Raw genomic sequence first — 23165 nt, forward strand, 5'->3', positions numbered from 1 at the left:
CTCAGTAGAGCTTGACGCGAAGCGTCGCGCCGAATGTGCGCGGGTTATAGGCGTCGAAGGTGAGAGAAGAGGCGGTCGTCGGCGTGCCGTAGCTTTGCGCGATGATGATCCGCTCATCGAGCAGATTGCGGACCCAGAGATTGAAGCTGTAGGTCTCGTCATCCGTTTTCAGCCCGACGCCGGCATTCAGGATCGCATAGGCCGGCATGAACAGCGGATAGATCGACAGAGGATTCGACAGCTGCGTTCTCGCGCGCCAGGCGGCGTTTGCATAACTGAAGAGCGTGACCGGCCCGGCGTAGCCGGCGTCCCGGAAGAACGATCCCAGCGGATACTCGTGGTTGAAGCCGACATTGAAGGAGTAGGGCGCGACGGGATTGTTGCCTGAGACGCCGCCGGTGATGCTGTGGCCGGAGAGGCTCATCACTGCGGGCGCGGCGAAGCCGTTTATGTTGCTGCCCGCCGGCCACTGGAATTCCGCCGGCGGCGCGGCCTTCGCGTAATCGACATACATCGCATTGGTGTAGGCGCCGGAGAATGTCAGCCAAAGCCGGTCGATCGGGCTCCAGCGCCCGTCAAATTCGAAGCCGCGCAGGCGCACATGGCCGATATTGCCCAGGTAATTCTTTCGGATCGGCACGCCCGTGACGTCCGTGTAGTCCGTATTCACGAGCACCGACTGGAAGTTATAGATGTCGTTCCAGTAAAAATTGCCGTTGAGGACGAGCTTGTTGTCGAGCCAGTTTGTTTTGAGGCCCAATTCGTAATCCCAGGAGACCTCCGGCTTGGTGATGACAGGCTGCCAGGCCTGGAAGACGCCGTTAGCGTTGAGGATCGGCAGCGCCTGCGTGTTGACCGCGCCCGATTTTTCGCCGCGCGCCACGGACCCGTAGGCCATCACGTTTTCGTTGAAGCGATAGGAGGGGTTGATGAGGCCGGAGAGAGAATTGACGCGCTGCGTTTGCCCGCCGGTGTCGAAATAGGTAGTGCCGCCGGTCGCGGTCCTGACCGCCGCGATCTGGTTGAAATTGGTTAGGCCCTCAATCCAGCCGAAATTCGAGCCCTCGCGAATTTCGAAGGTGTCGCGCAGCCCGGCCGTCAGCGCCCATTGCTCGTCGATATGCCAGGTGGCCTGCGCGAAGAGGGCGGTGCTGAAAGTGCGCGCCTTGCCGTCGTTGCGATAGGACAGTCCCCAAAGATTATAAGGGTTGGCGTTGAAATTATTCTGGAACCATTGATTTGCCTGCGAACCGTAATCGACATGGTTATACGACCAAACCTGCTCATAGAGATTATAATTCCCGAGAGTCCATTCCAACTCCTGTCCTTGCGGAGAGGCGAGACGAGTCTCGTGCGAGAACTGGTCCACCTTGACGTCATAGGCGTTGCTGCTGATGTCCGTCAGATTGTTGCCTGTCGGATTGTTCGGATGAAGGATGAATTCGCGCCAGGCGGAGACGGCCGTAAGCGTGTTCTCGCCGAGCGTGTAGTTCACCTCATTGGAAAGGCCGGTCGTCCGCTGATCGAGCTTGCCCAGGCGCGTCAGGTACGGACGGTAGGGATCGATCGTGAAGATCGGCCAATGCAGGCGAGATCCCAGGTTCTGGAAGTATGTTCTTGCGAGCGCGCCGTTGGCGTATAAGGGAAAGGTGTCGCCCCAGACGGCGCCGTAATTGTTATATTCATCCGAACGCAAGCGATCGAAAATCAGTCGGTCGGTAAAATTTTCCCCGACATAAAGCAGTTGGCCGCGAACGCCCCAGCGATTATTGTCGAGGAGTTGCTGGCTGTTGAACTGATTGTTGATCCAGCCATTGCCGCGGTCGTAATACATCGTCACGCGATAAGCGAGCTTGTCGTCGATGATCGGACCCGTGAGATTGAGTTTCTGCGTCACGCGATTATAGGCGCCGAAGGTCGTCTCCGACATGGCCGAGCGCGCGAAGGAAGGCAGCTGCGTGCGGATGACGACCGCGCCGACTGTCGTGTTCTTGCCAAGCAGCGTGCCCTGCGGACCACGCGCCACTTCGAGGGACTGCAGGTCGACGAAATCCGCCCATTGGAAGCCGACATGCGTGTAGAAGACATTGTCGACGATCAGGCCAACCGCTGACTCGGAGCCATCCGCGCCGCCCGAGATGCCCGAAATGCCGCGAATCGACATGGCGGAGGTGCGTGGATTGGTGATCGATGGCACGAAGTTCGGGACTTTCTGCGAGAAGTCCTGCAATCGCTCCAGACGTTCTCTTTCTTGCGTCTTGGCGCCGACGACGCTTACGGGCAGCGGCACGTCCTGCGCTTTCTCTTCGCGCTGACGCGCGGTGACCTTGACTTCCTCCACCTGCGCATCTTCCGCCCGCGCTTCGAAACTGATCGTTTCGGCTGCGAACCCGCCCGCCAACGCGAGCGGCGCAAGGCCGACGCTCGTTAGAAGCTTCTTGCGAAGCGCGACGCCATTCCACCTCATCATATACCCCACTCATTTGCCGACATGCGGCTGTATTCAATCTACTAACTATGTAGGATTATGAGATACGGTCAAGGCGGGAAAAGCGGCGTTCGCGGTTGAAAATGCCATTCGCAGAGTGATCGGCGACAGATGTTGCGCATCAGCAACAGTGTGTCCTGACGAAAAAAGGCCGCGACCCTCGGGGATCGCGGCTCGCTTGTCGACGCAGGAGAATGGTGGGAGAGACCGCGGCGTAAATCTATAATTACAGTATGTTTAAAAGCCAGCCAGCTCCAGGCTGGGAGCCGGCGCCAATTGCAGCCCCACGAGGAGCGCCGCGGCGATGGCGACGATTAGAAAGAGAGCGAGGCCGCCGCGCGACGACGAGATTGCCTCCTCAGAAGAAACAAGATGGCTGGGTTTCGACCCATGGATCATGGCCTGCACGAGCGGCTCTCGTTTGACGGCCACATGCGCGGCGATTGCGGCCACGTGCAATCCGACCGCCGCGAGGATCACATAAAAGAGCTTGCGGTGGAAAGAGGTGAGAAGCAGGCTGTGTTCTTTGCTGACCAACGCGGCGAGCGGGCCCGAGTTGAAGATTTCGTCGTCGCCGAAGAGCCCGAAGGCGGCTTGCGCGCCCATCAGAAGCAGAAGCGCCAGCACCATGAGCGCGCCCAGCGGATTGTGGCCGGCATAGCGCGTGCGACGTCCCCTGCCGACGGCGCTGACATAGCGCAAAACGCCCATCGGTCCTTCGACGAAGTTGAAAAACCGCGCGTGACGCGTTCCGACAAAGCCCCAAACCACGCGAAATGCGACGAGAACGATCGTCGCATAGCCGAAGAAGAGATGGAGCGCGAAATAGTTGGCTCCGAGCTTGTTCGATCCATAAGCGCCGGCGAGCGCGGCGACGAGGCTCCAGTGAAAGAATCTGGTTGGCCAATCCCATACCTTTCGATAATCGCCGCGCTCGCTATACGCGGCGGCGGTTGAAAGACGATCATTTTCCAGGGTGGTCATGTTCCCGCCTCGTTGTCGCGCGCCGTTACTTCGCCTTATAGGTCTCGTGGCAGCCCTTGCAGTCGCCCGCGAGCGTCGCGACCGCGGCCTTGAAACTCTCCGTGGCGCCCTTTTCCCGGGCGTTGGCTTCGACAAGAGCCTGGGCATGGGACTGAAAATCTTTCAGCCTTTTGTCGAAGTCCGCCCGGTTGCTCCAAAGGTCCGCCTTGGCCTTGGAATCGGGCTCGCCGACATTGGAGCCCTCTGGAAAGGCGTCCTCGACAATTCCGGCGAGGAAGGCGATGCGCGAGGCGCGTTTCGAGGCTTCCGCTTCGTCGTAGGACGCGTTGCCTTTGGCGACGGCGCCGAACCAGCGGAAGTAGTTGCCGACGAGCGTGTAGGCGGCTTTACGGTTCTCGATCGCCTGCTTCGTCGTCGAGGGCGCGGGCGGCGGATTCGCCGGCGGCGCGTTCTGCGCCCGAGCCGTGACAGCGACCGAGGCGCTGATCAGGAGAGCCGCGCAAAGCGTGGCGGCGCCAAGAGCGCCGGGAGACGTCTTCATCATGATTATGCTCCAGTTGATTATGATCGGCCGTCCGCTTCAGGGCTTGTGTTCTTCGCGCCACTTGCGGACGAACGCCAAAGCGCTTTCAACGTGCCGGCTCGGATTTGAGTCCGTCAGCGCAAAGGCGACTTTCCCGTCGGGGAGGATGACGTAGGAAATTCGGTCCGCGACCGTGTCGCCACTCGCGCCGGGCTTCAGCCGCTTGGCGTCATAAGCGCTGATGACGCTCAGCGTCGGGTCCGCGGCGACGGGAAACTTGTCGCGGCATTCCTTCGTCGAGAATTCGCGCTGCACCTCGATTGGATCATAGGACACGCCGATGAGACTCGCGCCCGCCGCGACGAAGTTGTCGTAGTTTTCCGCGAATTCATGCGCCTCGATCGTACAGCCGCGGGTGAAGGATTTCGGGTAGAAATAGAGAACGACGGGGCCCTTCTTTAAAGCCTCGGCGAGGGAGAAGTTGAAGTCTTTCCCGCCGAGCGCCGCTTGTGCATTGAAGTCGGGCGCCGGATCTCCCGGCTTCAAGGCCGCCTTGGCGGCGCCTGTGCATAAGGCGAGCGACAAAGCGGATAGAAGAACGAGTCTCTTCATGGCAAACGCTCCGTCACTTCGCTTGGGGAGCGGGCGATGCTGCTGCTGCTGCTGCGGTGGCGGCGGTCTGGGCTGGCGGCGCGATCTTTGCGAGCGTTCCGCCTTCGTCTTCATAGTCGCGGACGCCGATGGCGCCAACGACATGGAAACCGTAGCTTGCGAGGAGATCGCCCACGGCCCCGGCGCGATGGGCGCGGTTCGAGACGACGACGATCAGGCGGTCTCGCGGAATGAAGGCCAGACTGTTCTGGATCTCTTTGGTCTGGATGCTGAGATAAACGGGAAAACCGCCGAATTTCGTAAGTTCGTCGGGACGGCGAACGTCGATGACGAGAAACTGCTCGGGCCGCGACGCCAAGGAGTCAAACGCCGCGCGATTGAGGCGAAGCGTTTTGTAGGTATAGGCGGGGTCGTTGGCGGGCGTGACAACCGCCTGGGTCGGCGGCTGGGCGGGCGCAGGGGCTGGAGTCTCGGCGGCCACGGCGCTCGTTGCGGCGATGGCGTTGGAGAATGCTGCAATGAGAAGAATTCGTTTCATCTGAGATCCTCTGACTTTTGTTCAGCCGCGCAAATGCGCGTTAAAGAAATCGATGGTGCGACCCCAGGCGAGCTTCGCCGCCGCCTCGTCGTAACGCGGAGTCGTATCGTTGTTGAAGCCGTGCTGGACGCCGGGATAGATGAAGACTTCGTAGGAAATCTTCCCTTCCTTCAACGCCGCCTCATAAGCGGGCCAGCCTGCATTGATGCGATCGTCCACGCCGGCATAATGGAGTAGCAAGGGCGCCCTGATGCTCTTCACATTCTCGGCCTTGGGCTGCGCGCCATAGAAAGGAACGACGGCGCCGAGATCCGGGAACTTGGTCGCGAGGAAATTGGCGATGCCGCCGCCATAGCAGAAGCCCACAACGCCGACTTTGCCATTGCCCTCCGGCAGCGCCTTGAGGGCGTTGACCGCGGCGATGAAATCCTCGCGCGTCTTTTCCTGATCGAGCTTCTGGAAGAGTTCGCGCGCCCTGTCTTCGTCGCCAGGATAGCCGCCGAGCGGCGCCAATGCGTCGGGTGCGAAGGCGATGAAGTTGGCGAGGGCCAGGCGGCGCGCGATATCTTCGATATGAGGATTGAGACCGCGATTTTCGTGCACCACAAGAATGATCGGCAGCTTGCCGGAGATTTTCGCGGGCTTGACGAGATAACCCTTCACCGTCCCGTTCCCGTCGGGAGACGGATATTCGGTCGTCAGTCCAAGGATTCTCGGGTCGTCTTTCTTCACTTGCTCGGCTTCCGCGAAACGCGGCCTGAGCGCTTCGAGCGTGGCGACGGCGCCGCCGGCGCCGAACCCCAGACGCGCGACGCGATCGAGAAAGCCGCGCCGGTCGATGTCGCCATGCACGTAGAGATCGAACGCCCTGAGCACGTTCGGATCGAAGTCATCGGCTGTCTTGCGGGTCATAAGGTTCCTTTTCCTTGCTTGGCGTCCATGGAAACGATTCAACGCGCGAGGCGCGGCTTGTAGATGTCGTGGCAGGATTTGCAGAGGCCTGGCGTTTCCCGGGCCGCCGTCGCCGCCGCCTCGAAATTATTGCTGTCGACATTCGCCAGCACATCGTTCACAACCTTGACGCCCCTACGCGATATCTCCACAGCGTCTTCGGCCCCCTTTTTCGCGAAGTAGGACTCCGTATATTTGAATCCGTCGAGCAGAACCTGCGCGTCCTCTTTCGCGGCGTCAGCGTTCTGCGCAGTGATGTCGGGCTCGAAATATTTGATTGTCTTGTCGAGGTCTCGCATGAGGTCGTTGTCGTAATCGCGCAGGTCGATGGCGGCGACGACAGGCGCGCTGGCGAGAACGGCGGCGAGGGCGATCAGTATGTCGAGGCGCAGCGACTTCAGGAATTCGATCATTTCGTTACCATGATCTTGCCCGTCATTCCGGAATGCAGGTCGCAAAAAAAAGCGGCTTCGCCTGGCGTTGAGAGCACAACCCCGAAGGTCTCGCCCTCGTCGAGTTGCTCCTTGGACCGCAGCGTCTTGCCGTCAGGCTCCTGGACGACGACTGAATGCGGGATCTGGTCGTTATTGATGAACTCGACTTTCTCTCCCGCTTTGACGGCGATATCGCGCGGGGCGAACGCGTAGTGCTCGATCGCGATCCGCGCCGGGACGTCTTGCGTGATGGCGGAGGTGGAAGGACTGGCGGCGATGACCGCCAGTCCGACGAGGAGGAACTCAGGCCTCGGGCGCTCATGCATCCGTCGTGGCCTTACGCGAGAATGTCCTTGACGACCTTACCGTAAACGACGGTCGGCCTCTCGGCGCGGCCAGCCCGCAGATAGATCGTCTTGAGGTGATCGAGACCAAGGAGTTGCAGCACCGTCGCGTGGATGTCGTAGGTGTCGACGGGGTTTTCGACGGTCTTGAGGCCGATCTCGTCGGTCTGGCCGTAGGTGAAGCCGCGCTTGAGGCCGCCGCCCGCGAGCCACTGCGTATAACCCCACGGATTGTGGTCACGGCCGTCGCCGCTCTGGCCGTAGGAGGTGCGGCCGAACTCCGAGGTCCATATGACCAGCGTCTGATCGAGAAGCCCACGCGCCTCCAGATCCGCCAGCAGGCCGGCGATTGGCTTGTCGACCGCTTTGGCGTGCATGCCGTGATTCTTCTCGAGCTGGCGATGCGCGTCCCAGTTCGCGTCGTCTCCGACGCCCGACCCTTCGATGGGGCCGGAGACGACTTGAATGAAACGAACGCCGCGCTCCACGAGACGGCGGGCGCGCAGAAGCACCGTGCCATAGTCCTTCGTCGCGTCCTCGTTGAGGCCATAGAGAACCTTCGTCGCCTCTGTCTCCTTGGAGAGATCGACGGCCTCCGGCGCCGTCGCCTCCATGCGATAGGCGAGGTCATAGGAACGCGTGCGGGCTTCCAGCTCGGTGTCTTCCGGATGCGCCGCTGCGCGCAGATCGTTGATTTCCTTCAGAAGGTCGAGACTCTCGCGCTGTTGCTGAAGCCCGACCAATTCCGGCGGGGCCTGATGCAGGATCGGCTGCGGACCCGGGCGGAACGCCGTGCCCTGATAGACCGCCGGCAGGAAGCCCGAGCTCCAGTTCACCGAGCCGGCGCGCGGCTCACGTTTGCCGCTGTAGAGAACGACGTAAGGCGGCAAATCGGGATTGGCGGAGCCTAGCGCATAGGTGACCCAGGCGCCGAGCGACGGGCGGCCGGGAGACAGATCGCCGGTATTGAGCTTCAGGATCGAGATGTCATGCGTCGCGCCGACGGTGACGCTGGATTTGATGAAAGTGAGCTTGTCCGCGTGCTGGGCGATGTTGGGCGCCCAATCGGAGAACCAGGCGCCGCTCTGGCCATATTGTTTCCAAGTGCGGTTGGAGGCGAAGAGCTTGCCGACGCCGCCCTGGGTCGACGTCTTGATGCCCTTGAGGAAGGACTCCGGCACTTCCTGTCCAGCGAGGCGCACGAGCTCGGGTTTGTAGTCGAAAAGATCGAGCGTCGAAGGCGCTCCGTCCATATGGAGCCAGATGACCGATTTCACTTTCGGCTCGAAATGCGGCGGCTTGGGCGCCAGCGGGTCGACGAAAGTCACGGCGTTGGCGTCCGGGACGCCGAACCAGCCGCCGCCGGGCATCATGCCGCTGACGGCGTAGCCGCCTAGGCCATAGGCGGCGCCGCGCAGCCATTCGCGGCGAGAGGTCTTGATCAACATATCGACGTTTCCTTTCGAATGACGATGACGCAGACTTAGAAGCGGTAGACGAAGTCGTTGGAGTTCAGGACCGTGTGCACGAGATCGACGAAAGCGGAGGCCCGCAGCGGGTCGGCGGGTTTTTCCTTCGCGCCGATCGGCAGGGCGATGGCGAGTTTCCCCTCATCCCCTTTTTGGGCGATCGTCTTCTGATGCTGGTCGAGGAAGGCGCGCAGAACTTCCTTCTCAGCGTCGGTCGCCTTGCGAGAGAAGAGGATCTGATAGAGGCGGTCGATCTGCGCCGACTCGTCCGGTCCGGCCTCGCTGATGACGCGCCCTGCGAGGGCCTGTGACCACTGGAAGACCTGATCGCTGTTGTAGAGCGTCAGCGCCTGAAGCGGCGTCGTCGTCACTTCTCGCTTGCTGTGAATCTGCTGCGCGTTCGCCATGTCGAAGGTTTCGAGCAGCGGGTAGGGGAGACTCCGGCGCGTAAAGATGTAGATGCTGCGGCGCGTGTGATCCTTTGGGTCTTTTGAGGTGGTCCAAGAAGGATCCGCGTTGAAATTGTTGCCGCCGGTCAGATTGGCCGGAATGGGCGGGAAGACGCTCGGGCCGCCGACCTCCTCGTTTAGCTTTCCGGACGCGACAAGAATCGAGTCGCGAATCTCTTCGGCTTCCAGGCGCTTGCGCGGGAAGACGGCGAGAAGCTTGTTCTCCGGATCAACCTTCGCGACCTCCGGCCGATAGTCGGATGACTGGCGATAGGTCGACGAAAGAAGGATGTCGCGGTGAAGCTTCTTGACGCTCCACCCGTCTTTAATGAAGCGATCGGCAAGATAGTCGAGGAGCTCGGGATTGGTGGGTTTGTCGCCCGCCTTGCCGAAATCGCTCACTGTGGCGACGATGCCCTTGCCGAAATACTGGTTCCAGATGCGATTGACGAAAACGCGCGCGGTGAGCGGATTGCTGGGGCTCGCGAGCCAATTCGCCAATGCGGTGCGCCGTCCGGAGGAGGTGGCGGTCGGCTTGATGTCGGGCTTCTCGGTCGTCATCCCCTCGGGGAAAGCGGGCTGAACTTCGTCGAGCGGCTTTTCATGGTTGCCGCCGAAGAAGATATGAGTCGGCGGAGCGTCGGGATGTCCGAGTTCCGTCGCGGTGGTGAAAGTGTTTGCGCCGCGAGAAGGCTTCTTGTCAGCGTATTTTTGAAGCTCGCGCGTGAGCTTCTGATACTCTTCGAACTTTTGAACGATCTCGGGGTTATGCTCCGGAGCCGTCTTGTCTTCGGCGGCGTAGCGCAGGAAGGCGGCGAGCTGCGGTTGATCCGTCACGGCCTCGAGGCGGTGATTGACCCACCGGTCGAGCGCGTTCCACTGTTCCTTGGGCTTGAAGATGGATTCGCGACTGTCGGTAAGGTAGCGCTCCTTATGATATTTGAGCGCGGCGTCGTGGACGCTGTCGATAATGGCCTTCTGCTTGGCGCGAATGTCCTTCGTCGCCTCATCATAGATGGCCCGCGCTTTTTCGTAGACGAGTTCCTGTTCGCCCTTCGTCGCGGGCGCTTTCTCCTCAAAAGCCGTGTTTGCGAAGAAAGCCTGCAGCGAGTAATAATCCTTCTGCGTGAACTTGTCGGTCTTGTGGTTATGGCAGCGAGCGCAGCCGACTGTCGTGCCGAGGATCGCCTGGCCGATCGTGTCGACGATGTCGGTCGTGATCTGATATTTGCGCTGGATCAGGTCGCGCGAATTGCTGTTGTCGGGGTAGCCGGCGAGGAACCCGGTCGCGACGAGGATGTCCTGGTCGCCCGGCGCAAGCTCGTCGCCGGCGATCTGTTCCTGGATGAATCGCGAATAGGGCTTGTCCTCATTGAATGACTTGATCACGTAATCGCGATAGCGAAAAAGATTCGGCCGCGTGTTGTCGTTCTGAAAGCCGGTTGAATCGGCGTATCGCGCGAGATCAAGCCAGAGGCGCGCCTGCCTTTCGCCGTAGCGCGGCGATGCGAGAAGGCGATCGACGAGTTTCTCAAATGCGTCCGGCGAAGAGTCGTTGACGAAAGCGTCGACCTCTTCCGGAGTCGGAACGACGCCCCAAGCATCGAGGGTGGCGCGGCGAATGAAAGTCGCGCGGTCCGCATCCTTGGATGGCGTAAGGGTCTTGCTCTCGATCTTCGCGAGGACGAAGCCGTCGAGCGGCGAGCGCACCCATTCCTTCTGCTTCACCACCGGGATGAATTGCGCCTGCACCGGCTGCCAGGACCAATGAGGCTTTGACGCTTTCGGCGCCTCGGAGGCGGCCCCCGAAGCCGCAGGTTCGCCGGGTTTCACTTCGGCGGCTACGGCGAGAGCGGCGACCGACACGCTCAACAGCATTGCGAGGTAGGCTTTCTTGACGGTGCTTTTCATTTCTTCGGCCTCAACCAACGGCTCTTTGCAGATCGATGTGTCGAACGCGTCCCACAAGCGCGCCCGAACGTCCGTGGAACCTAGACCAACAAACCTATTAAGTCTACCGAAAAGATATAAAAATAACGCTGCGGAAAGTCCGCCGGGAAGCGCCGACCTAGTCGCCGTCTTTTTAGAGAATTACGGCTCGAGAGAAATCCAGGCGCGTCTAATCGAGTGCGGTTTTCCGGAAGGAAATGAGTCGGAAATGGGAGCGATTTTTGATCGTCGCCTCTCGAAAGCGCGCCGGCTGGCTTTTTCGGGGCGCCTCCGCGACAGCGTCCAACTCGTGCGAGCGATCGACCAATCGCTGGTGCGCGCGGCTAATGATTCCGATAAGCCGTCAGGCGTCGCATAAGGAGGGTTCGTAGGACATCACCAGATAGATCGTCGCAGGAGTCGCACTCAGATTGCGATAGCTGTGCGGCACGTCGGCGAGAAAGTCGATCGCGTCCCCTTCGCCGAGAATCTGCGGGTTTTCCCGCCCCACGGACACCTCTACCGAACCCTTCGCGACGACGAGGTTTTCTTTCGTGCCGGGAGCGTGCGCCTCGACCACTTGTCGGTGGTGTGGCGCAAGCACGATCTCGTAGAACTCGGCCGCACGTTGCCCGCTGTAGGGAAATAAGGGACGCGTCTGGAAATTGCCGTCGCGCGACGTAACGCTGTGACGCCGGTTGTTCCGGATCACCAGCACGTCGCGCGGTCCCTGCGAGGCGACAAGGCTTCCAAATGGAATTCCAAGGGCGTTCGCTATGCGCCAAAGCTGGTTGATCGTCGGCGTGATCGTCCCGCGCTCAATCGCGAGCAATTCCTTTGGAGCGATGCCGCTGAGTTTCGCAAGCCTTTCGAACGAGCGGCCGTTCTTCGAAAACAGTTTATTGAGCCGATCGGCGACCGTTGCGGCGATGGCGTTCTCCGCGACGGCCTGGCGCTCTTCGACGGGGTCTGACATGTCCACTAATCCTATCATCCAAGCATTTTAGACGCGCAGCTTGGCTTCGGTCAAGGGCCCTTTAGCGCCTTAAATAGCCAATCAACCGACGGGAAATCCGATTTTTGGATCTCTCCCACAATGACTCCTTGTCAGTTAAACCATATAAAAATACTATATATAAGTCGAACGCTTATCGACGTTTAGTTGGAGCAGATCCCCATGAATTCCCGTTCGCTTTGGTTTTCGGCGCTGGCGCTCGCAGCCGCTGCGTCGTCGGTTACGCCTGCGCAGGCGGAGCTTCTGACTTTGAAGGCGCTGTCAACGTCGACCGCGCTCAGCATCGCGCAAACGGCTTATGACGCCTGTGTCCAGCAGGGCTACCATGTGTCGGTGACCGTCGTCGGCCTGGAGGGGCAGCCGCTCATCTCCTTGCGCGGCGACGGCGCCTCGCCGCATACGATTGAGAACAGCCTGCGCAAGGCCTATACGTCGCGCACCTTTCGTGTCGCCTCCGGTGAGTTCGCCCAGCGCGTCAAGGACAATCCGACGTCCGGGCAGTTGCATCTCACTAATGTCGTCGCGGCGCAGGGCGCGCTGCCGATCAAGGCGGGGGATACTGTGATCGGCGCGGTCGGCGTATCCGGCGCGCCCGGCGGCGACAAAGACGAGGCCTGCGCAAAGGCTGGCGTCGACAAAGTCGCCGACCAGTTGCATTGAGAAGATGTGGGCGTAGGGACGGACGAGGCCCGCCGGAGCGGCGGGCCTCTTTCCGTGTTTACAGGGATTGCAAATATTTTCGCCCGTGGCGCGGCTTTCGCCGTGGCGAGAAGCAACCCTCTCTCTGGCCGCCGGTCTTTATCGCTGCGCGAGTTGCTTCCAATAAAGAGGAGCGCCAAGCGAGAGCAGGATGTTGATCAAGAGTCATGTCGACCCGCGTCGCAATGGCGCGGCGAGATTAGAAGAAGTGCAAATTCTAAATTTTTAGCGCGAGAATTAGCGCTCCATTTTTTTGAGCGTGTTTCTCCTGCCTCGATGCGTTTCCCGCGAAAGCGCGAACTCGACATGCTTACGCCATTCGGGCGGCGCATTTGCCAGCGAGGACTCGCCTGCTAGGGGGGAATTACCGGAGGTGAAAATTGATGAATAAGCTGCGGTGCCTCGTGGCTCTCATCGGCGCGCTCCTAGTCGCCGGTACCGGACATGCGACCTCGGTCAAAACTTCCCTGCATTTTGCCGGAAACAACAACTTCGACAATAACGGGAACTACGTGCCGAGCAGGATCGGGTTCAATCTTGCGGACGTTGCGAGCGTAAGCCTGCTCAACGCTTTACCCAGCGGCGTGAAAGGCTTGGTCTGGATCGGACAGTGCGGCGGGGCGACGGCTTCCTTTGTGAAAGCTGTTCAGCCTTATATCGGGAATCCCAAAGTATGGGGCTTTTATCTCTTTGACGATGCTTATGCGGCGACATGCAATCCCACGAATCTCAAGGCGGAGTCGGACTGGGTCCACGCCAACGTTCCTGGAGCCAAGGTCTTTATCGAGCTTGCGAACGGAGCATCGTCCAAGGCGCCGTCCTACGCCGGTTACAATCTCGCCACGACCGGCGCGGATTATCTGGGCATTGCGGCCTATCCCTGCCGTTCGGAATTGAACAATGGCGCGGGCGGTTGTGATTTTGCTGAAATCAACCGCAACGTCGCCGCGGCTCAGGCCGCGGGGATTCCGAACTCCGCCATCGTTCCCATCTATCAGACTTTCGGCGGCGGAAACTGGATCAACGATGGCGGGGGGACCTATCTTCTGCCCACCGCCGCGCAGGCGCAGCAGATCCTGTCTACATGGGCGTCGCTCGTTCCAACGGCGGCTTTCGATTACGCATATAGTTGGGGTTCGCAGAATGCGGACGTCGCGCTGGAGAGCTCGCCGGATCTGCAGCAGGTTTTCATCGCGCAGAACGGCGGTGGCGGTGGCGGCGGTGGCGGCATTGCCGCTTCGCCGCCCCTTGTGATCGGGGGTCGCGCGAAGACGATGGCGGCGGTCGACGTGCGTTCGAGGCCGCTCCAATCCAGCAGGATCGTGTGCAAGCAGCCGGCCGGCGCCATTGGGACGGTTGTTAACGGACCCGTGTCGGGCTCGGGCTACCAATGGTGGAGCGTCGCCTTCGATAGCGTCTGCAAAGGATGGGTCGTGCAAAACTACCTTGCCGGCGTGCAGTAAAGCGGGCCTCTGTCGCGACGCGTTAGCCGAACAAGCGGTCGAGCGTCGCGACAAATCACGTTTTAAGAAGACAATTTGCACGGCGCGCATCTCGTAGAGATGCGCGCGTGGCGCCCGGCGCGGCGATCGTGATTTACACGCGATGGAGCGAGGGTCGGCGCTTGCCTGATAGCTGCAGCAGGCGCAAGGGGATGTTACACGCGCGGGCCGGCAGCCTGGATCGCCGCGCCTTCGGCGGTCGTAGCAGCAAAGCTTGCGTGATTCCGATGCGGCGGACAGTGTGCGCTGGCGCGGCGCCGCCCGATTGCGTCAAATGGCTGCGATGCGCGGGCAGGCGCGCTTCGCGCCAAGGCGATTTCACCCGGGAGCAAATACTTTGCTGGCAGATTGGATAAAATTCGACGTCGTCCTAACGCGTCTTGCGCGCCTAAGCCTTGTGGCGGTCGGATCGCTGATTACGGTTCTATCGCTCGTCCCAGGGTCGGCCAGACCTCACACCAGCATCCCTGGCAAGGCGGAGCATTTCATCGTTTACGCCTTTGCCGGCTTGGCGCTTGCGCTGGGCTACCGAACGACCCGAAGTCGTGCGGTGGGCTGGTTCGTCTTCGCCAGCGCCAGCGCCCTGTTCGAGATCCTGCAATGCTTTATCGCCGACCGCTCGGCCAGCCCGCTCGACGCTTTGGTGAGCACGGCCGGCTTCTCATTCGGATTGGCGGCGGGGGGCGCGGCTTTAGCGATTATCATCGCCGCATCGCCGTGCGAGAGAAGCCCGAGTTGATGTTCTCTCCGGGAGCGCGCTGCAAAAAGCGAAGCGCGCTCCAGGCCTTTAGAATCGATCGCGTTGTTATATGTTCAGACGATTCCGCCCGAACATAAGATCTAGTGTCCGCTGTAATAGGTGGCCAGCGCGCTGTTGGCCGTGATCAGCGACAGATCGACGAACACTTGCAGCGCCTTCCGGATTTCGACGGTCGTCGCGTTCGTGACGTAGATGACGTCATTATCGATCAGCTCGATCTGTTGGGAAGCCAGCATATGCGTGGGGTTCCGCAGGTCAATATGATAGATTGTCGGAATGCGGGCGGTGCTGTACCGCGTGACGTCACGCCCCAATTTGCTCAAGACCGTCGGCGGCTCCCAGCGCAGCAGGAAGACGCCCGTCGGATCGGCTTGCGTATCGAGAAGTCCCTGGGCGCGGCCCATTCCGCCGGCAAGCGTCAGCCTTGGGACGTCCAGCGGATACTGCCCGCTTTTGCCCGTCGCGCCCAAAGCTGTGAAGAATCTGGGTTCTCGCCGGAGATAAACCGAGTCGCCGGGCTTCAGATAAATATCTTCCCGAGGATCGTTGATGATCGAGCTGAGCATCGTCTTCTCGGTACGCCTCCCGCGGGTGAGAGTCACCGAGGTTTCAAAGTCGGGCCATTTGGGCCCGCCAGCGCGCGATATGCCGGCGAGCAGCTTTTCGCCCGCCCAATTGATCGGGAAGCGGCCGGGTTGCTGGACTTCGCCCAGCACGGAATAGAGGCTGGAGCGGGATTCGAGCAGGCTCACGACGATCTGGGGTTCGATCGCGCGTTGCTCTAGGCGGCTCACGATAAGGCTTTCGACCTCTTTCGTCGATTTCCCTTTGACCGGGATGCGCCCGCCATAGGGCATGCTGATTGTGCCGTCCTGCTCGACCACCTGCTGCGGCAGCGATACATAATTGCCCTGACGCAGGGTCTCGGTTCCCGAAGGCGTAAACAGACCGCCGGCGGACGACTCGTATACCGACAGGCCGATCAAGTCGCCCGGCCCGATTTTGACCCGGCTCGGCCCGAGATGCTCGTTGCGGAAAGACACCGAGAATGTCGAACTCGCCCGATGTTTCAGCAGGTCGAGCAGCGACATGTCGAATTCGACCAGCTCAAAGGGAGGCGGCGCTTCCGTGTTGGCGCCGCCCTGTTGGTAAACCTCGTCCATCTGCGGGCCGGAAGCGGGCGTCAGGCAGCCGGACAGGCCGAGCGCGAATACAGATAAAAGGAGCGCGGCCCTAGATTTCCTGCTCCGAGTGAAAATCCGCAATTTCGGCTCACACATTTAGGTGAAATCCTTGTTAGCCTGTCTGCGCAGCGAAGATCGCGCGCTGAAATCGCAGTGCGGTTGCCACAACACGGACATGATGAGAGACCCGGGGCGAGTCCCCAGGCCGCGATGATGAATGCGCCTCTACCACGGAATAAACCCCCCGGCTCGGTAAAGGCAACAACAAATAGAGAATAAACATAGTTCTCGGCGAATCTCAATGGACGCCATGCGCCCGTATTTTTGAAATTTCTCTATTGAAATCAATATTTTTCGCCGAAACAGCTTGATCAGCGCAGTTGGCGCGGTCCGTGTTTGATCTCGCTCGCCGAGCCCCGGCTGCCTATTCGACAAAGCTTTTTGTCAGCTAAGTTTTCGCTTTCGCGCCGCTTAATTGCCGGGATTGCGAATCGCTATTTCCATTACTCCGGGCATCAAGCCGAGACGCCTGTGAATGTAAAAAGCCATGGCCGCGTTCCAGAACAGGAGACACAGGGCGTTCGCCGCCGCGGCGCCCGTCAATCCCGCAAAATGGATCAAGACGACGTTGAGCGCGATATTGAGGATCGCGAACCCCGTAAGCAGCATGGCGGCGATCGATTCGTTGCCGGTCATCGTGAGAATGTTGATCTGGGACCCGGCGGCGACCGCAGCCAGCTGAACGACGACAAGGGTCTTCAGCGCGACCGCTCCGGGGACGAAGGCGGGTCCGAACCAGGCCAGCAACTGTTCTGCGAACAGAAAAAGAGGGAACGCGATCAATGCGCTAAAACCCAGCATCCACACGGTCGACTTGGCGATGAGCGCGCGGAGATTCTCTGATTCGCCGGCGGCGTACAGAGCCGAGATATTGGGAGCGAAAAGGGTGTTTACCGCCGTCCGGGGAAGCGTGACGACGAAGGCGATGTTGAAGACCAATCCAAAAACGCCCGCTTCCACGGGCTGGCCCATATAGCCCAGGGAGATCACGCCTGTCCGGTTGATAAAGACCTCGACAGCTCCGAGAACCACCAGCGGAAGAATGCTTCTGCGCCAATATTCCACGTCGTATTCGGGCGGAGGCGACCAGTTCTTGTTTCCTTCCCGTAGAATTCTGACGTTTATAACGGCCATCACGAGCCCAATCACCGAACCGATCAGCGTCGCGGACATCGCCAGGAGCGCATCGACATTCTGGTTCAGCAGCAAAGCGGCGACCAAAACGATGGCGATAAGCACGCTTTCCCGGGTGAGGCGGTCGGGAATGAGGGCCATCAGGACGCCCCCGGATGAGCGCGCGATGCTGCATCGGATCCACAAGAGCGACCAGACCGGGACGAGCATAAATCCGATGAGAAAAGTATTGGCGAGATCAAGGCCGATGCTCTCTCGCCACAGATACGCATAGGTTACGCCCAGCAGAGCGACGGCGAGGCCGGTAAAAAGGACGCGCCTCTGCGCATATTTTATAACGCCCTCCGCGAGTCCCCATTTTTCCTTGGCTTCATATGCAGGAATGAAGCGCAGAAGCGCCACGTCGAAGCCCAGCGCCGCGAAATAGGCTAGCACGGACATCCAGGCCAGAACGTATGCGTAATCGCCATAGCTCTGTGCGCCCATCAGGCGCGCAAGAATGAATTGCGACCCTGAGGCCAGTCCGGCGCTCATGAAGTGAGCGCCCAGAGCCAGAAGATTGCGGGAAGCCAAGCTGTTCAGAATTCCAGAATTAACGATCTGGTCGCAAACTGCTCTACACTGGTCGAGGAATGTCTTCATCAAACATCTTCCCCCAAGTGAGTGCGACTTACGCCCTGGGACCGCTCCGAAAGCCGTTTAATTTCCCGGACGCATTCTTCAAGAAACTTCTTATCGTCGGAGCGCCCTCTTATGACATGCAGGCCTTGCTCCTTGGCCACTCCATAGAGACATGAGACGATGTCGATTGCTTGAATGTTCCTTTTTAGGTCGAGTTCAAGACGCCGCTCAACCCAGCCTTGATCCTCCGCTCTCCTCACGAGGCGCTGAACCAATGTCGCATATGGCGCCTCAATGTAAATCAGAAGATCGGCTTTCGGCGTATATCGAAGCGCCGCAGCGAGAGCTTCTGCATTCGCTTTGCGGCTCGCCGACGCGTAGGAGATAAGGGCTTGTGCGTAAGCTTGATCGAATATTGTGATTTCGCTTACGTCCGCCGCTCGCCGCCATCGACGTGAAAGGCGCTTCATATACTGAGTGAGTCGGAATTTCTCAAACGCCCCGTGTTGAGGGAAGGTTTCCGAAAGGCGGGACGCAACCGGGCAGCGTGTGCTTTCGTCAGCCATAACCGCGTCGAAGAACTGCATCGCGGCTCGAATGAGTCTCAAGAGCGGATTGCCCCCGAACAGCCAAGCCGCTCGCTCGACATAGGAAGCTGTCACAGCATTGGGCGCTTCGTTAGGCCTTGCGCTCGAGTCGATCTCAGCGTGTTCCCCCTCAAGAAGGAGGCTCTGCGCCAGCGCTCTGGAAAAAGTCGATTTTCCAGCCCCCGGCGGCCCAAACAACTCAACAATCATCGTCATGCCAGCGCGCTAGAGAAGATCCCAGATCGCGCGTTTCACGACGCGCGTTACTTCCGGCAAAGCCTGTTCAGCGTCAACGTCGAGAATGGTCGCGCCGCCAAATTTCAACCTTCGCAAATCCGCGATCCGGGTTCGTATGACGGCTCGATCCATGGTCGGCTCTCGTTTCTCGGTCCTTTCCGGAGGGACGAGCAGCCTGATCACCAGATCCGGCTTGAGTCGGTTCGCGCGCGCATATGTTTCGTCCTCGAATGTGCGTAACCATCGTGGCGCTCTTGGCAGGCGATGGAGCAGCGGGCCGTCGTTGAAGGACTGGATTTCGTTTTGCGGATATCGATCCGCGATGACGACGAGGCCGCGCCTGGCCCCGCGCCAGCCTCGCGCCAGCTTCACGCGCTTTTCGATTGCGACGACCGTGGCCCAGACCATCATCATCAGGCAGTACAGCGGGCCGGGCGGTGCGTCCGACACCTTGCCATGCGAGGAGCCCTTTGGTTTTGACCTCACCAAAAGCGACGCTAACGGAACAAGCATTTTGAACGGCAAAAGGATCAGGGCGGGCCGCCCGTCTCCTGTGCCGAAATAGACGGGCATCGTATCGATTTCGGATGAGAGCCACTTATATGCCGAGGCGATCTGCGTCGACTTTCCGCTCCCGTCGACGCCAACCACCGCGATAATCCGTCCGCCGCCGGGCGCATAGCGGCTCCAGGGCCTCGGCGCGTGGATATAATGCTTGTTCAGCCATCCGAACGACCACGAGGCGGCGCGAGCGACAGTTCTGATCGCAGCCTCGGCGTCGCCATACATGCGATAAGGCGCGAGACGTTTCTGAATTTCTTTGCGCAATTGACGCTCGCCTTCGAGCGGTCTGCCGGAAAAAAACGCTTCACTCAGATCTTTTCCGACCCGTTCGCCAAAAAACTCCGCAGCCAATCCGGTTAGCTCCTCCGCGTCGACTGTTGACAGGAGCGCGCTTCGGTCGGCGGCGAATTTTTCGGCGACCTTTTTTCGGTTCTTGATCGAGATGGGATCGAGCCAGCTCGACTCCAGGCACAATCGGGTTGCGAGCAAAATCGCTTCCGTCGCCGGATCAATCGTTCGGATGAGATATTCGGGATGAGGCGCGGACCGCGCTAAAATCTCGCCTTCCCACGGAAGGCAATAATTCTTGATAAGGGGCGGCCCCAGGACAAGGCGGAAGTGCGCGTGCACGTGAAAGAGCCGTCCGTCTTCTTCGTCATATCCAAGATAGTTTTGTACAGATGGATGGTCGAGGCCGTGGATCGACGGAAAGATCTTGAAGCCAAGGCCGAGAATTTTTTCGGTGAAGACGTGCTGATGCTGAAGGTCGACAAGGAGATCGAGGTCGCTCTCGCCCGCCAACGCTGCAGGGAGTCGTCTTCCGCTTTTCCAATAGCAATACGAAATCCTGCTTTTTTCGCATTGCTCCAGCAGCCGTCGCACAAGGAAAGGAATTTTCGGCGACGCATCCGAGCGATTTACGGCGAGTGTGGCGAGCTGCGCATTCATGTCATCTGCTCTTCGACTAGGTTCCCGCAAACTGCAAAAGCGAGGCCTTATTGGGCGCCGATCTCGATGTCTTCGAGAAGTTCGCGATAAACGGCGACATAGCTGTCCAGTGCGACGTCGAGCGCGTATTTTTCCTTCACGAGGGCCGAAGCGCGAAGCGCCATCGCTTTCGCCTTTCTTGGTTCGTCGAGCGCCAGCATTATTTTGCGAGCCAGGCCCTGATAGTCGCCGGGCGTCGCCAGATAGCCGCTCGAGCCGTCCCTCACGACATCCCTGCATCCGGGCACATCCGTTGTGACAATCGGCAATTCGGCGATGGCCGCCTCCATCACAGCGCGCGGCACGCCTTCCCGATACTCGGTGGGAAAAACGCAGAGATCCGACGCCTTCAACAGGGAAGGCACGTCGTCGCGCCACCCCGTCGCGACGACAAAGTCGGCTCGATTTTCGATCTCCTCCGCCGGTATCGCCATAGGCCCCTCGCTCTCTCGGGGACCGACGAGAAGAAAACAAACATTCGGCCGGGAGCGATGAACAATCTCCGCCGCCTTCAGCAGAGTGAGAATGCCCTTCTCCCGGGTGAGCCGCGTGACGGTCACGAGGATCTCACGTCCTTCGAGGCCAAGTTGACGACGCGTTTCTTCCGAGGCCGGTCCGTTCCGGAAGCTGTTCATGAAACCCTCGACGTCGACGCCGGCGCCGGGGACCCATCTTGTCGTCTTCGGGTCGGCGAGACCCGTTTGCTCGAAATAGGCTTTGTCTTCCTGGTTCTCGAACAAGGTGCGGCTGACCGCGGAAGAGGCAAAGCGATGAAGGCCTCGATAGACAGGGCGCAATATGCGAGCCGCGACAGAGTTGGACGCATAGAGCCATCCCAGTCCATTGATCGTTCGAATTAACGGAAACCGCGGCTCACCCATATTGGCGAAGGCGACGAGCAGGTTGAGCTTGGTGTCGAAGCTCTCGACAATGTCGGGCTGCACCTTTTTCAAAAGCGCGCGCAAACTCTGCACGGCGCGCCAATCTTTCAATGGATCGACGAAACGATGAAAATCGAAGCTGTGGTGTTCGAGACCGGCCTCGGCAAAAGGTTGCGGGTTGCCCGAACTCGCGAGGACCGGCTCGAACCCACGCTCCTTAAGTCCAAGAAAAAAGGACATGCGAAGATTGTGGTCCGTTCCACCGATCAGCAAAATGCGGTTTGACATGAACCCTGTCCTCTATTGAAGCGCCGTTTTTACGCCGTTAATGACAATAGCGACGCCTGTTGGTCATTGAAAAAGCTTTTATGACGTTCCGAATTTAGCCAAGCCGCCTTCCGCTTTGGCGGCTCCGACAGATGCTGGAAGCCTCCCCGTCAAAAGCAGAAGACAGGTCGCAAGAATGATTCGAATGTCGTTCCGGACGGACATCTCGCTCAGATACCGAGCGTAATGGCGGAACTTCACCGGCATGATTTCGCTTCGATATGCCTCGATTGGGTCCTTCGCGGCGTCGAGCAATTCGTTTTCGTTACGAAATAGAAGGGAAGCGTAATCGGTTATCCCTGGTTTGACGGACAAGATCAGATCGCGCTGGTCGGAGGAGTAGTATTGCATCAATGACGGAACTTCGGGCCGCGGACCCACAAGGGACATGTCGCCCTTAATCACGTTGATGAGCTGGGGGATCTCATCCAGCTTCGACGCGCGCAAGATCGCTCCCAACCGCGTTATCCGGTTGTCGTTGCTCACCGTAAGGGGGAGTCCTTTCCCGCAGTCGCTTGATTTCATCGTTCGAAACTTGAAAATCCTGAATCGCGCGCCGCCGAGGCCAACGCGCTCCTGGCGGAAAAAGATCGGACCTGGGCTGTCGAGTTTAACGGCGAGAGCGATCGCCGCCAGGAACGGCGCGAAAACAAGCATGCCTCCCGTAGCGACCACGATATCGAACGCCCGCTTGGCTGCGAGCGTCGAGCCTCGGGGCGGCCGGCGCTCCGGGTCTATTTCCGCAGCGATGTCTTGATTACGTTGCATATTTGGTCGATCTCCGCGTCGAGAATTCCGGGAAAAAGAGGTAGCGTTAGGGTCTGCTCGAAATAGTCGTCGGCGACCGGAAAGCTTCCCTGCTTCGAAGGATAGCGCTCGCGCCAATATTTCATGCGATGCAATGGCCTGTAGTGAACCGAGGAGCCGATCCCGGACTTGTTCAGCGCGTCTATCAGTTCGTCTCGCGTGATGTCCGCTTCCGGCGACACTCGGATCGGGAAAAGATGCCAGGCATGAGAGGAGCCTGGCGGCGCGTTTCTCGGCAATTTGAGAGGAAGGTTCGAGAGCTTTGCAATGTAGCGCTCGGCCGCTGCCTGGCGCGCAGCCTGAAAATCGCGAGCCTTGGAAAGCTGCACGACGCCGATCGCCGCCGCAATATCCGTCATATTGTATTTAAAGCCAGGCGCGACGATGTCGTAATCCCAGGAAGCGCCGACCTTCCGGAAGCGATCGAAGGCGTCGCGATTGATGCCGTGGGTGCGCATCGTTCGCGCGCGCGCCGCAATCGCGGGACTGCTGGTGACGAGCATTCCCCCTTCGCCGGTCGTGATCGTTTTGTTTGCGTAGAAGCTGAATATGCAGGCGTCGGAATCGAAGGTTCCCACCATCCGCCCATCGCGATGCGCCGGCAGCGCATGCGCGGCGTCCTCCACCACCTTCAGGCCGTAAGCCCGCGCGAATTCGAGAATCCTCGTCATGTCGCACGGCATTCCGGCGAAATGGACGGGCATGATCGCTTTGCAATTGGCCGTCAGGCGCTTCCGACAGTCTTCCAGGTCGAGCAGTTGCGTATCGGGATCGACATCCGCCAGCACGACCTCGGCGCCCAGATAGCGAACAACTTCAGCGGTCGCCGTAAAGGTGAGAGTAGGAACAATTACGGCGTCGCCCGGTCCAATTCCGAGAGCTTCGAGCGCAAGATGCAATCCCGCCGTCGCGGAGTTGACCGCGACAGATTCGACGCCACCGCCCAGAAACGCGCTGAACTCTCTTTCGAACTGGGCGGTTTTTGGCCCGGTGGTGAGCCAGCCGGATCGCAGCACTTCCGTGACCGCCGAGATTTCCTCGTCGCCGATCGGCGGTCTAAAAAATGGGATATGCATATC

At 59.7% G+C, this 23165-nt stretch carries 21 protein-coding genes; 3 read left to right on the forward strand and 18 right to left on the reverse strand.

The genetic code is table 11. From position 1 onward, the window contains the following. Position 1: 1 nt before the first annotated feature. The 11 genes from ACNHKD_RS03545 to ACNHKD_RS03595 form a co-directional block, all read right to left on the reverse strand. Positions 2 to 2470: a TonB-dependent receptor gene (locus tag ACNHKD_RS03545; protein ID WP_442755743.1), complete on the reverse strand. Its 2469-nt coding sequence runs from the start codon at positions 2468 to 2470 to the stop codon at positions 2 to 4. 255 nt (positions 2471 to 2725) lie between these two features. Continuing rightward, a complete protein-coding gene (locus ACNHKD_RS03550) occupies positions 2726 to 3472 on the reverse strand; it encodes a cytochrome b/b6 domain-containing protein (protein WP_442755744.1) in 747 nt (248 codons plus the stop codon). A gap of 25 nt (positions 3473 to 3497) precedes the next feature. Continuing rightward, positions 3498 to 4016 carry a c-type cytochrome gene (locus tag ACNHKD_RS03555; RefSeq protein ID WP_442755745.1) on the reverse strand — a complete coding sequence of 173 codons (519 nt, stop codon included), beginning with the start codon at positions 4014 to 4016 and terminating at the stop codon, positions 3498 to 3500. 36 nt (positions 4017 to 4052) lie between these two features. Continuing rightward, positions 4053 to 4607 carry a peroxiredoxin gene (locus ACNHKD_RS03560; protein ID WP_442755746.1) on the reverse strand — a complete coding sequence of 185 codons (555 nt, stop codon included), beginning with the start codon at positions 4605 to 4607 and terminating at the stop codon, positions 4053 to 4055. Positions 4608 to 4620: 13 nt separating this feature from the next. Next, positions 4621 to 5145, reverse strand: coding sequence for a rhodanese-like domain-containing protein (locus tag ACNHKD_RS03565; RefSeq protein ID WP_442755747.1), 525 nt, complete (start codon positions 5143 to 5145; stop codon positions 4621 to 4623). Positions 5146 to 5166: 21 nt separating this feature from the next. Beyond that, complete coding sequence (locus ACNHKD_RS03570) at positions 5167 to 6057, reverse strand: dienelactone hydrolase family protein (protein WP_442755748.1); 891 nt, start codon at positions 6055 to 6057, stop codon at positions 5167 to 5169. Between the two features lie 38 nt (positions 6058 to 6095). Next, entirely contained in the window at positions 6096 to 6509 is a 414-nt protein-coding gene (locus ACNHKD_RS03575; RefSeq protein WP_442755749.1) for a hypothetical protein, read from the reverse strand. Further along, complete coding sequence (locus ACNHKD_RS03580; protein ID WP_442755750.1) at positions 6506 to 6856, reverse strand: cupredoxin domain-containing protein; 351 nt, start codon at positions 6854 to 6856, stop codon at positions 6506 to 6508. Before ACNHKD_RS03580 ends, ACNHKD_RS03575 begins: the two co-directional genes overlap by 4 nt. 11 nt (positions 6857 to 6867) lie before the next feature. Beyond that, complete coding sequence (locus ACNHKD_RS03585) at positions 6868 to 8322, reverse strand: DUF1501 domain-containing protein (RefSeq protein ID WP_442755751.1); 1455 nt, start codon at positions 8320 to 8322, stop codon at positions 6868 to 6870. 35 nt (positions 8323 to 8357) lie between these two features. After that, a complete protein-coding gene (locus ACNHKD_RS03590; RefSeq protein WP_442755752.1) occupies positions 8358 to 10703 on the reverse strand; it encodes a DUF1549 and DUF1553 domain-containing protein in 2346 nt (781 codons plus the stop codon). A 382-nt stretch (positions 10704 to 11085) separates the two neighbouring features. Continuing rightward, positions 11086 to 11697, reverse strand: a complete 612-nt coding sequence (locus tag ACNHKD_RS03595) for a helix-turn-helix domain-containing protein (protein ID WP_442755753.1) — start codon at positions 11695 to 11697, stop codon at positions 11086 to 11088. A gap of 201 nt (positions 11698 to 11898) precedes the next feature. Here ACNHKD_RS03595 and ACNHKD_RS03600 point away from each other — a divergent pair, with 201 nt between their 5' ends. The 3 genes from ACNHKD_RS03600 (at position 11899) to ACNHKD_RS03610 (ending at position 14676) form a co-directional block, all read left to right on the forward strand. Next, positions 11899 to 12396, forward strand: coding sequence for a GlcG/HbpS family heme-binding protein (locus ACNHKD_RS03600; protein ID WP_442755754.1), 498 nt, complete (start codon positions 11899 to 11901; stop codon positions 12394 to 12396). 422 nt (positions 12397 to 12818) lie between these two features. Then, a complete protein-coding gene (locus ACNHKD_RS03605; RefSeq protein WP_442755755.1) occupies positions 12819 to 13898 on the forward strand; it encodes a hypothetical protein in 1080 nt (359 codons plus the stop codon). Positions 13899 to 14151: 253 nt separating this feature from the next. After that, complete coding sequence (locus ACNHKD_RS03610; protein ID WP_442755756.1) at positions 14152 to 14676, forward strand: VanZ family protein; 525 nt, start codon at positions 14152 to 14154, stop codon at positions 14674 to 14676. Between the two features lie 101 nt (positions 14677 to 14777). Here the strand turns inward: ACNHKD_RS03610 and ACNHKD_RS03615 are convergent, their stop codons facing one another. The 7 genes from ACNHKD_RS03615 to ACNHKD_RS03645 form a co-directional block, all read right to left on the reverse strand. Then, the gene (locus ACNHKD_RS03615) at positions 14778 to 15860 is read right to left on the reverse strand and encodes a polysaccharide biosynthesis/export family protein (protein ID WP_442755757.1); all 1083 of its coding nucleotides are present in this window, start codon (positions 15858 to 15860) and stop codon (positions 14778 to 14780) included. 492 nt (positions 15861 to 16352) lie between these two features. Beyond that, positions 16353 to 17717, reverse strand: coding sequence for an oligosaccharide flippase family protein (locus tag ACNHKD_RS03620; RefSeq protein WP_442755758.1), 1365 nt, complete (start codon positions 17715 to 17717; stop codon positions 16353 to 16355). Beyond that, complete coding sequence (locus tag ACNHKD_RS03625; protein WP_442755759.1) at positions 17717 to 18499, reverse strand: hypothetical protein; 783 nt, start codon at positions 18497 to 18499, stop codon at positions 17717 to 17719. The genes ACNHKD_RS03620 and ACNHKD_RS03625 overlap by 1 nt, the downstream gene beginning before the upstream one ends. 9 nt (positions 18500 to 18508) lie before the next feature. After that, positions 18509 to 20032, reverse strand: a complete 1524-nt coding sequence (locus ACNHKD_RS03630) for a hypothetical protein (RefSeq protein WP_442755760.1) — start codon at positions 20030 to 20032, stop codon at positions 18509 to 18511. A gap of 47 nt (positions 20033 to 20079) precedes the next feature. After that, on the reverse strand, positions 20080 to 21240 hold the full coding sequence (locus ACNHKD_RS03635; RefSeq protein ID WP_442755761.1) for a glycosyltransferase family 4 protein: 1161 nt from the start codon (positions 21238 to 21240) through the stop codon (positions 20080 to 20082). A 78-nt stretch (positions 21241 to 21318) separates the two neighbouring features. Beyond that, positions 21319 to 22047 carry a sugar transferase gene (locus ACNHKD_RS03640; protein WP_442755762.1) on the reverse strand — a complete coding sequence of 243 codons (729 nt, stop codon included), beginning with the start codon at positions 22045 to 22047 and terminating at the stop codon, positions 21319 to 21321. Continuing rightward, complete coding sequence (locus ACNHKD_RS03645; protein ID WP_442755763.1) at positions 22014 to 23162, reverse strand: DegT/DnrJ/EryC1/StrS family aminotransferase; 1149 nt, start codon at positions 23160 to 23162, stop codon at positions 22014 to 22016. Before ACNHKD_RS03645 ends, ACNHKD_RS03640 begins: the two co-directional genes overlap by 34 nt. Positions 23163 to 23165 lie beyond the last annotated feature (3 nt).

The sequence above is a fragment of the Methylocystis sp. JAN1 genome, assembly GCF_052186135.1.
Lineage (GTDB): Bacteria > Pseudomonadota > Alphaproteobacteria > Rhizobiales > Beijerinckiaceae > Methylocystis.

Excerpts from the sequence above, each read along its gene's own strand:
- ACNHKD_RS03615 (WP_442755757.1), bottom strand. The coding sequence starts at position 15,860 with ATGGACGAGGTTTACCAACAGGGCGGCGCCAACACGGAAGCGCCGCCT.
- ACNHKD_RS03570 (WP_442755748.1), bottom strand. The coding sequence starts at position 6,057 with ATGACCCGCAAGACAGCCGATGACTTCGATCCGAACGTGCTCAGGGCG.
- ACNHKD_RS03600 (WP_442755754.1), top strand. The coding sequence starts at position 11,899 with ATGAATTCCCGTTCGCTTTGGTTTTCGGCGCTGGCGCTCGCAGCCGCT.
- ACNHKD_RS03575 (WP_442755749.1), bottom strand. The coding sequence starts at position 6,509 with ATGATCGAATTCCTGAAGTCGCTGCGCCTCGACATACTGATCGCCCTC.
- ACNHKD_RS03545 (WP_442755743.1), bottom strand. The coding sequence starts at position 2,470 with ATGATGAGGTGGAATGGCGTCGCGCTTCGCAAGAAGCTTCTAACGAGC.
- ACNHKD_RS03625 (WP_442755759.1), bottom strand. The coding sequence starts at position 18,499 with ATGACGATGATTGTTGAGTTGTTTGGGCCGCCGGGGGCTGGAAAATCG.
- ACNHKD_RS03645 (WP_442755763.1), bottom strand. The coding sequence starts at position 23,162 with ATGCATATCCCATTTTTTAGACCGCCGATCGGCGACGAGGAAATCTCG.
- ACNHKD_RS03580 (WP_442755750.1), bottom strand. The coding sequence starts at position 6,856 with ATGCATGAGCGCCCGAGGCCTGAGTTCCTCCTCGTCGGACTGGCGGTC.
- ACNHKD_RS03560 (WP_442755746.1), bottom strand. The coding sequence starts at position 4,607 with ATGAAGAGACTCGTTCTTCTATCCGCTTTGTCGCTCGCCTTATGCACA.
- ACNHKD_RS03565 (WP_442755747.1), bottom strand. The coding sequence starts at position 5,145 with ATGAAACGAATTCTTCTCATTGCAGCATTCTCCAACGCCATCGCCGCA.
- ACNHKD_RS03550 (WP_442755744.1), bottom strand. The coding sequence starts at position 3,472 with ATGACCACCCTGGAAAATGATCGTCTTTCAACCGCCGCCGCGTATAGC.
- ACNHKD_RS03605 (WP_442755755.1), top strand. The coding sequence starts at position 12,819 with ATGAATAAGCTGCGGTGCCTCGTGGCTCTCATCGGCGCGCTCCTAGTC.
- ACNHKD_RS03585 (WP_442755751.1), bottom strand. The coding sequence starts at position 8,322 with ATGTTGATCAAGACCTCTCGCCGCGAATGGCTGCGCGGCGCCGCCTAT.
- ACNHKD_RS03595 (WP_442755753.1), bottom strand. The coding sequence starts at position 11,697 with ATGTCAGACCCCGTCGAAGAGCGCCAGGCCGTCGCGGAGAACGCCATC.
- ACNHKD_RS03555 (WP_442755745.1), bottom strand. The coding sequence starts at position 4,016 with ATGATGAAGACGTCTCCCGGCGCTCTTGGCGCCGCCACGCTTTGCGCG.
- ACNHKD_RS03590 (WP_442755752.1), bottom strand. The coding sequence starts at position 10,703 with ATGAAAAGCACCGTCAAGAAAGCCTACCTCGCAATGCTGTTGAGCGTG.
- ACNHKD_RS03640 (WP_442755762.1), bottom strand. The coding sequence starts at position 22,047 with ATGCAACGTAATCAAGACATCGCTGCGGAAATAGACCCGGAGCGCCGG.
- ACNHKD_RS03635 (WP_442755761.1), bottom strand. The coding sequence starts at position 21,240 with ATGTCAAACCGCATTTTGCTGATCGGTGGAACGGACCACAATCTTCGC.
- ACNHKD_RS03630 (WP_442755760.1), bottom strand. The coding sequence starts at position 20,032 with ATGAATGCGCAGCTCGCCACACTCGCCGTAAATCGCTCGGATGCGTCG.
- ACNHKD_RS03620 (WP_442755758.1), bottom strand. The coding sequence starts at position 17,717 with ATGAAGACATTCCTCGACCAGTGTAGAGCAGTTTGCGACCAGATCGTT.